This window comes from Candidatus Erwinia dacicola (assembly GCF_001756855.1).
Classification (GTDB): Bacteria; Pseudomonadota; Gammaproteobacteria; order Enterobacterales; family Enterobacteriaceae; genus Erwinia; species Erwinia dacicola.
This window is the reverse complement of the sequence record NZ_MAYS01000015.1, coordinates 1-6,400: the sequence shown is the minus strand read 5'-3', so window position 1 is coordinate 6,400 and position 6,400 is coordinate 1. Positions and strand designations below refer to the sequence as shown.

Below are 6,400 nucleotides of genomic sequence, written 5' to 3'. Positions count from 1 at the left end.
CCTAAGACTCTACCGCCGTTAAACGCGCGCGCCTGCCCTGCGCTGCTATTCCCCGCCAGAAAGCTGCGCGGGCAGGTGCGTCAGGCGCTCGCCTAACCCCACTGGGCCAGCAGGGCGGGCAGCTGGACGTTTTCCTGCGCGTTAAGGGTCAGCACCAGCATAAACGGCTGGAACACAAAGCCGACGTTTTTCGCCCGCAGCTCCGCCCTCTGCTCTTCGTTCATCTTGTGCAGCCGCTGGCCGAGCATCAGCACTTCGCCTTCGCTACCGTCGTCCCATCCGGTCAAAATGCCGAACAGCGTCGACTTGCCCGATCCCGACTCGCCGATCAGCACGATAGTTTCAGCCGGTTTGACAACCAGCTCAACTCCGGTAAGGATGGAAAGATGATGATCACCCTGACCGACGGACTTACTAAGACGATGAACTTCAAGAATGTTTTCCGCTGGCATTACTCTTTCCTGTTATTAGCCTTCATGACGCTGCGTGCGATGGCGGCAGATACGCTGCTGGTGCAGGGCGACAGTCTGAATGCTGGTTACCGCATGTCCGCTACGGCCACATGGCCTGCGTTACTTAATGATAAGTGGCAAAAGTCGCCGTTGATTGTTAACGGTGGCATAAGTGGCGGTACCGCGACGCAGGGACTGGCGCGTCTTCCCGCGCTGCTGAAACAGCATCAGCCGCGCTGGGTACTTATTGAGCTGGGGGGGCAACGACAGGTTACGTAGTTTCCTGCAGCAGCAGGTAGAACAGGATCTGAACCAGATATTACGCAGGTGAAGGCCCCGAACGCGCAGCCTCGCAGCCGCTGCTGATGCAGGTGATGCTGCCTGCTAACTACGGCAAACGCTATACGGACTATTTCGCCGCCATCTACCCTAAATTAGCCAAGCAATATGCCATTCTGCTGGTGCCGTTTTTTATGGAGCAGGTCTATCTGAAGCCGGAATGGGTGCAGGATGACGGCATCCACCCGAATCCGGCGGCGCAACCTTTTATTGCCGAACTGATGGCGAAAGAACTGGCACCATTAGTTAAGCATGAGTGACCCGGCGTTGGGTACCTTAACAGCTAAAGAAAATGCAAAAATCGATAGTGATTACCAGAAGTTCCAGCGGGATCGGGCTGGTCTGCGCCAACGATCTGCCGCGGCGCGGCTACCATGTAATTGCCGCCTGCCGTAAACCGCAGGATATGGAGCGCATGAACGAGCTGGGCTTCAGCGGCGTGCTGCTCTACCTTGACGATGCTGCCAGTGTTGAGCGGGCCGCCGCGCAGATCTTCACGCTGTGCGCTGGCGATCTCTACGGACTGTTTAACAACGGCGGCTTCGGGCTGTATGGCCCGCTGCAGTCGATCTCACGCCAACAGCTGGAGCCGTAGTTCGCCACCAACTTGTTCGACACCCACCAACTCACCACCCTGCTGCTGGCATTACTCAACGGCGGCAGCGGGTGCATTATCAATACTAGCTCGGTTATGGGCTTAATCTCCACACCGAAACGCGGGGCTTATGCCGCGAGTAAATATGCGCTGGAAGCTTGGTCCGATGCGTTACGCATGGAGCTGCACGCCCGCGGCGTGTGCGTCAGCCTGATCGAGCTCGGCCCGATCTACACTCGCCTTACTGACAACGGCCATCAGTCTCAGCAGGAACATCCGGTGAAGGACCCCGGCATTGCCGCGCGATTCACGCTGCTGCCGAAGGCTATTCTGCCCAAGCTGCGGCACGCGCTGGAGAGCCGCCGCCCGCGCCTGCGCTATCCTTTGACGCTGGTCGCACACGCGCTCAGCGCGTTGCGCCGTTTACTGCCGGGCTGGATGATGGATCGGTTATTACGCCAGAATTATCCTACGGGCCTTGAAGCTGCGGCCTCTGCCCCCATACAATTAGCAACATCAGTCATTAAAGAGATGAAATTCATGTCACCATAAGCCGCGAGCGTCGAGATTAACGAAACTAACCTGCACCAGACGCTAGAACGGTCGATGCAGATCTCCGTTCTGTTCTACTTCTAGTCCGGCCACAGCCAGCACTGCGAGCATCTGACACCTCTGCTTGACCGCCTAGCCCAGGAGAGCACTGAACCCGTAAGGGTTAACCTTCTTTTCCGGTCGACCCTTCACGGTTGGCACACGTGCCAGACAGGGGTGGCACGTAACACCATCGGCCCCTACAACAATAACAATCCGGAGGTTATTTTATGTTGACTGTCATTCCCATCATTATCGTTCTGGCACTGATCCTTGTCTGGTCCGGGATAAAAATTATTCCGCAGGGCTACCAGTGGACCGTGGAACGTTTCGGTCGCTACACCAATACGCTGCAGCCTGGCCTGAATCTGGTAATCCCGTTTATGGATCGCGTAGGTCGTAAAATCAATATGATGGAACAGGTGTTGGATATCCCCTCGCAGGAGATCATCTCCAAAGATAACGCCAGCGTCACCATCGATGCCGTATGCTTTATTCAGGTGGTCGACCCGGCGCGCGCCGCCTATGAGGTCAGCAACCTTAAGCTGGCGATCATCAACCTCACCATGACCAACATGCGTACCGTGCTTGGCTCGATGGAGCTGGATGAGATACTGTCGCAGCGCGATAACATTAATACACGCCTGCTGCATATTGTCGATGAAGCCACCAACCCGTGGGGCATCAAAATCACCCGTATTGAGATCCGCGACGTGCGCCCGCCTGCCGAACTGATTGCGTCGATGAACGCGCAGATGAAGGCTGAGCGTACCAAGCGCGCCGATATCCTCGAAGCTGAAGGGGTACGTCAGGCGGCGATCCTGCGCGCCGAAGGCGAGAAGCAGTCGCAGATCCTGAAAGCGGAAGGCGAGCGTCAGTCGGCATTCCTCGCGGCCGAAGCGCGTGAGCGCGGGGCTGAAGCGGAAGCGCAGGCCACCAAAATGGTGTCCGAAGCGATTGCTTCCGGGGATATCCAAGCGATTAACTACTTCGTGGCGCAGAAATATACCGACGCGCTGCAAAATATCGGCTCTTCCAGCAACAGCAAAGTGGTGATGATGCCGCTGGATGCCAGCAGCCTGATGGGCTCCATCGCCGGGATCGGCGAGCTGCTGGGCGAAAGCAAAGCGGAGCGTAAACGTTGATGCTGGTGGATGAGCTGTTTGCTAATCCATGGCCGCTGTGGCTAACGCTGGGCGGCCTGCTGCTGGCCGCCGAGATGTTCGGCACCAGCGGCTATCTGCTGTGGAGCAGCGTGGCGGCGGTGCTGGTCAGCCTGCTGGTGTGGCTGGTGCCGATGCCGTGGGCGTGGCAGGAGCTGAGCTTCGCCGTGCTGACCATTCTCGCCGCGCTGTGGTGGTACAGCTGGCTGAAAGGCCGCGATCGCCAGCAGCCCCCTTCTACCTTAAACCAGCGCGGGCAGCAGATGGTTGGTCGCCAGCTAACGCTGGATGCGCCGCTGGTCAACGGCTTCGGCCATGTGCGCATCGGGGACGGTAACTGGCGTGTGCAGGCGGAGGAAGATTTGCCTGCGGGAACCCACATCGTCGTGGTGGCGGTGGAGGGAATTACGCTGCGCGTGGTGCGCCGCGCTGGCTAGCGGCTTTTGGCGCTGTGGCAGCAACCCGCGAGGTGATCGATGATGGGGCAGTCGGCCCCGTCATCACCGGGACAGCTGGCGGCCAGATCTAACAGGTTCTGGCGCATCAGCTGCAGCTTGGTGATATGCCCTTCAATCTCCGCCACTTTGCTCAGCGTCCGCGTTTTCACCTCAGAGCTGTGGCGCTGCGGGCTGTTGAACAGGCTGACCATTTCACGGCACTCATCCAGATTAAACCCCACTTGGCGGGCTTGGCGCAGCAGCGTCAGCTCATCCAGCTGTTTGGCACTGTAGCTGCGATAGCCGTTTCCCGTCCGCAACGGCGGCGTCACCAGCCCTTTCTCCTCGTAAAAACGAATCGCTTTGCTGGTTAACCCGGTTTTTTTTGCCACGTCGCTAATGTTCATTATCTCCCCCTTTGACCTTCCCCTTGATTGTGGGATTATGACAGGCGCAGCCCTGTAAGGTACTGCGCCAAATCAGTATGTTAGATACTTAAGTAACCCGCAAATCCCCCGTTTTGCCTCCAGAGTGTGGACACAATGTAGACATTCCGCTGAGAGGATTATAACTCACAGCGTCCAGTAAATAATCTGGTGCGAAGTGTGCATAAACCATCGTTTGTGAAATATCCGCATGGCCCAATATCCGCTGTAAAACAATGATGTTGCCTCCCTTTATCAGGTGCACCGTAAAATCCCGTCCTTCAGGGCGGGGACATAAGGCGCGGTTTTCCGACTAACTTGGTGTTTGCTGCTGCTCGATGTATTGTCGGATGATCGAAATCGGCGCACCACCGCAACTGCTTGCAAAATAACTCGGTGTCCATAGAACGCCTTTGTAGTAATAGCGTAGGGCGATATCTGACCGGTCACGGCGAAGCAACCTGCTGGATACGCCTTTAAGACTGTTGACCAGATTTGATATTGCCAGTTTTGGCGGATAATTGATCAGCAAATGCACATAGTCGCATTCGCCGTCCATTTCAACCAGTTCAACATCAAAATCAGCGCATACGCTGGCAAAGTAGCTGCGTAGCTTTTCGATGGCATCAAGATCAAATATCTGTCGTCGATATTTGGCGACGAATACCAAGTGAACATGCATCAGGAAAACGCAGTGTCTTCCTCGTCGAATATCAGTTTCTTTTGTCATAGACCAAAGTATAATAATAGTCATGAAACGACTTCAAGCCTTCAAATTCTAGTTAAGACCAAATGGTCAGCAGGAGCGTGATATGCGGCGCTTTGCAGGGGTTTGTCGCTTCGTTTTCAATCGTGTGTTAGCGCTTCAGAATGAGAATTCTGAGGCTGGAAATAAGTATATTCCTTACACAAAAATGGTTTCATGGCTCATTGAGTGGAAATCAGCCCCTGAAACCCAATGTCTAAAAGACGCGCCATCACAGCCGTTGCAGCAGTCACTGAAAGATCTGGAGCGCGGCTACAAAAATTTCTTCCAGAAGCGTGCTTCATTCCCGCGTTTCAAGAAACGCGGCCCAAACGATGCATTCCGCTACCCGCAAGGCGTGAAGCTCGATCAGACCAACAATCGTATATCGCTTCTAAAATTGGGACGGGTACGCTATCGCAATAGCCGTGAAGTCACCGGCGAAGTGAAAAACGTCACGGTCAGCCAGTCATACGGCAAATGGTACGTCAGTATCCAGACGGAATACGAAGTAGCTGATGCCGTTCACAATGCTGAGTCGATGGTTGGTCTGGATGCCGGAGTCACAAAATTAGCAATGCTTTCTGATGGCACGGTATACCATCCAGTCAACAGCTTTAAAGCAAACCAGCGCAAGTTGGCAATGCTTCAGCGCCAGTTAAGCCGCAAAGTTAAATTCAGTGCCTTGAATGCGGATATACCGAGAACGCCGATATTAACGGTGCTCGTAACATTTTAGCGGCAGGGCATACCGTGCTTGCCTATGGAGGGATAGTGCAGTCAGACCGCCCGTTGAAGCAGGAACCCGCTGAGGTGATTCAGGCTTCGGTCTGAACGCTGTAGAAATCCCCGTCTTTTAGGGCAGGGAGGATGTCAATACATTGTTGTCAATCACAGAGGCGTAAAGGAACAAAATGGCTGATATCGTAAAACGCACTACTCTCGGCGCACTGCTGTTACTGATTATGCCGTTCGGCGTGATGCTATATGGCTGGCAGTGGCAGCCGGGCGAAATGGGAATAGGCCATCTGGTTCTGTTTTGGTTCACCGAAACGGTCACCAGCCCTTGGGGCATGCTGACCAGCGCGGTTTTGTGTATATGGTTTATCTGGTGCCTGCGTTTCCGCCTTAAGCCTGCCGTATTCTTATTAACAATAATCATGGGCACGCTGCTAGCAGGCCAGTATACCAAGAGCGTGATTAAAGAGGGGGTGCAGGAACCGCGGCCTTATGTGCTGTGGCTGGAAAAGACCCACGGCATCAATGAACGGCAATTCTATGAACAGAAGCGTAAGCAGCGCTGTGAAATGGTGCGCAGTGCGGTGGCGAACGATGCCCAACTTCCCGAATGGCTGAAAAAGCACTGGGCGTTTGAAACCGGATTTGCGTTCCCTTCCGGTCACAGCATATTCGCCGCCAGCTGGGCGCTGCTTGGCGTCGGCCTGCTGTGGCCGCGCCGCCGTACTGTAACGATTGTTATCCTGATTGGTTGGGCGGTGACGGTGATGGGCAGCCGCCTGCTGCTGGGGATGCACTGGTTAATTGATTTAATCACCGCTACGCTGATCAGCTGGCTGTTCATCACTCTAGCAACCTGGTTGGCCCAGCGTTTCTGCGGCCCGCTCATCGTGCCGCAGCAGGAGCAGCAGGAGC

The 6,400-nt window shown here is 55.2% G+C and carries 5 protein-coding genes and 6 pseudogenes; 7 read left to right on the top strand and 4 right to left on the bottom strand.

Annotation, left to right across the window (positions count from 1 at the left end; all coding sequences use genetic code 11):
• Positions 1-452, bottom strand: a pseudogene (locus tag BBW68_RS00335) (ATP-binding cassette domain-containing protein); the annotation flags it as partial.
• Between BBW68_RS00335 and tesA the strand changes: the two are divergent.
• The 5 genes and pseudogenes from tesA to BBW68_RS00315 all read left to right on the top strand — a co-directional run bounded on the left by tesA (position 423) and on the right by BBW68_RS00315 (position 3,577).
• Positions 423-1,051: pseudogene (gene tesA / locus BBW68_RS00330) on the top strand (multifunctional acyl-CoA thioesterase I/protease I/lysophospholipase L1). The pseudogenes BBW68_RS00335 and tesA overlap by 30 nt on opposite strands.
• Before the next feature lie 32 nt (positions 1,052-1,083).
• Positions 1,084-1,851, top strand: a pseudogene (locus BBW68_RS00325) (SDR family oxidoreductase); the annotation flags it as partial.
• Between the two features lie 102 nt (positions 1,852-1,953).
• Positions 1,954-2,082, top strand: a pseudogene (locus BBW68_RS19310) (thioredoxin domain-containing protein); the annotation flags it as partial.
• Positions 2,083-2,207: 125 nt separating this feature from the next.
• A complete protein-coding gene (locus BBW68_RS00320) occupies positions 2,208-3,122 on the top strand; it encodes an SPFH domain-containing protein (RefSeq protein WP_070133530.1) in 915 nt (304 codons plus the stop codon).
• 2 nt (positions 3,123-3,124) lie between these two features.
• Positions 3,125-3,577, top strand: a complete 453-nt coding sequence (locus BBW68_RS00315) for an NfeD family protein (protein WP_070133532.1) — start codon at positions 3,125-3,127, stop codon at positions 3,575-3,577.
• On the opposite strand, the gene cueR is transcribed toward BBW68_RS00315, so the two are convergent.
• From cueR to tnpA, 3 genes and pseudogenes are all read right to left on the bottom strand, one after another.
• Positions 3,574-3,984, bottom strand: coding sequence for a Cu(I)-responsive transcriptional regulator (gene cueR, locus BBW68_RS00310; protein WP_070133529.1), 411 nt, complete (start codon positions 3,982-3,984; stop codon positions 3,574-3,576). The genes BBW68_RS00315 and cueR overlap by 4 nt on opposite strands.
• Before the next feature lie 88 nt (positions 3,985-4,072).
• Positions 4,073-4,261 (bottom strand): annotated as a pseudogene (locus BBW68_RS19305) (phage integrase); the annotation flags it as partial.
• Positions 4,262-4,315: 54 nt separating this feature from the next.
• Complete coding sequence (gene tnpA / locus BBW68_RS00305) at positions 4,316-4,732, bottom strand: IS200/IS605 family transposase (protein ID WP_070133531.1); 417 nt, start codon at positions 4,730-4,732, stop codon at positions 4,316-4,318.
• An 82-nt stretch (positions 4,733-4,814) separates the two neighbouring features.
• On the opposite strand from tnpA, the pseudogene BBW68_RS00300 reads away from it, so the two are divergent.
• A pseudogene (locus BBW68_RS00300) lies at positions 4,815-5,581 on the top strand (transposase).
• A gap of 80 nt (positions 5,582-5,661) precedes the next feature.
• The coding region (gene pgpB, locus BBW68_RS00295) for a phosphatidylglycerophosphatase B (RefSeq protein WP_070133528.1) at positions 5,662-6,400 on the top strand (739 nt) is incomplete at its 3' end.